Raw genomic sequence first — 1640 nt, forward strand, 5'->3', positions numbered from 1 at the left:
CCGGCCGATCCGGCCCTCGGCGCCGCACGCGACGACGTCGCGGAGCCCGCCGACCATGTCGGCGGTCGCGGCGACCGTCCGCTCGTCGGCGAGCAGGTACGCGCGCTGGCGGCGGGCGAGCGCGGGCAGCGACGCGGCGAACAGCAGGAGGCCGGCGACGAAGGGCGGCAGCACCCACGGCAGGACGAGCGGTTCCAGGGTTGCCAGGCCGACGATGACGCTCACGGCCGTGAACGCGAACGACCGGACGACCGTGACCAGCGCGGCGAGGGCGTCGCGGGCGAGCTCGACCTGGAGGTTCACGCGCGCGACGGACGCCGATCCGGGCGGGCGTCCGGCGAGGGCGGCGTTCCGGAGCGTCCCGCCGACGGCCTCGGTCAGCAGCCGGTCGCGGAACGGCTCGACGATCGCCGCCACGGCCAGCACGACCTGGCGTGCCCCAACCGCCGCGACCGTCCAGACCAGGGCGAGTCCGGCGAGCCAGGCGGTGCCCGTCCAGGGGCGGTTCGCCGCGAAGCCGTCCCCGATGGACCGCGCGACCGCCTGCCCGACGAACAGCGCGGGCGCGGACTCGACGACGGACCACGCGAGGACCCGCAGCAGCGCTCGCGGCTCGGCGAGCAGCGCCCGGACGACGAACCGCCGCGCCCCGACCGGTCCCTCCGTTTCCGTGTCCGCAGGCGGCGGCGCGCTCGCGGGAGGCGGCGTCCTCTCGCCGAGGGCCGTGTTGCCGTCGGCGGTGATCGTGCGGGGGCGGGAGGCGGGAGTCGGGGTCATGCCTTTCCCTCGGAAGGGGCGGCGGACTCCGCGAAGAGAGCCCGGTAGTCCGGGTGGTCGCGCCACAGGTCGCGGTGGGGCGCCTGGGCGCGGACGCGGCCGTCGTCGAGCCAGATGACCTGGTCGGCCTCGGCGGCGGTGGCGACGCGGTGGGCGACGAGGAGTCGGGTGCGGCCGTCCGCCGCGCCGGCCAGGGCCGCGCCGATCTCGCGTTCGGTCACGGTGTCGAGGCTGGAGGTCGCGTCGTCCAGGACGAGGAGCCGCTTGCCTTGCGCGAGCGCGCGGGCGATTCCCAGGCGTTGGCGCTCGCCGCCTGACATGGGGGCGTCCGCGAGGGCTGTGGCGTAGCCGGCGGGCAGTCGTTTGAGGAAGGAGTCCGCTCGCGCGGCGCGGGCGGCGTCCTGGACGCATTCCTCGTGCGCGCGCGTATGGGAAGGGAGCCCGAGCCCTACCGCGTCGGTGACGGTCTCGCCCAGCAGGACAGGCCGTTCAAAGGCGTATCCGACGGATTGCCGTAGTTCGCTGTGGGTCAGTTCGCGCAGGGGGACGCCGTCGAGGAGGACGGTCCCCTCGTCAGGGTCGAGGAGGCGTCCGGCCAGGGAGGCGAGCAGGGATTTGCCCGCGCCCGAGCGTCCGACGACGGCGGTCGCCCCGCCGCCGGGGATCACGAAGTGGACGTCGCGGAGTCCTTCGCCGTCCGGGGTGCGGATCGTGACGTCGCGGAACTCCAGGGTTCCGGCGCCGTGCGGCGGGAGGACGCGCGTGCCGTGCTGGACGACGGGTTGCGCGAGGACGTCGGTGACCCGGTCGGCGGCCGAACGCGATCGGGCGAGCTGCCCGACCTGGCCGAGCGCGCCCGAAAG

2 protein-coding genes are annotated in these 1640 nt (G+C 75.7%); both read right to left on the minus strand.

Annotated features, from left to right (window positions below):
• On the minus strand, positions 1-777 hold a 777-nt coding region (locus AB0J52_RS39455; RefSeq protein WP_500188227.1), incomplete at its 3' end, for an ABC transporter ATP-binding protein.
• A partial coding sequence (locus AB0J52_RS39460; protein WP_500188228.1) for an ATP-binding cassette domain-containing protein occupies positions 774-1640 on the minus strand: 867 nt, incomplete at its 5' end. The genes AB0J52_RS39460 and AB0J52_RS39455, both read right to left, overlap by 4 nt.

It is taken from the genome of Spirillospora sp. NPDC049652, from assembly GCF_040675125.1.
GTDB lineage: Bacteria > Actinomycetota > Actinomycetes > Streptosporangiales > Streptosporangiaceae > Spirillospora.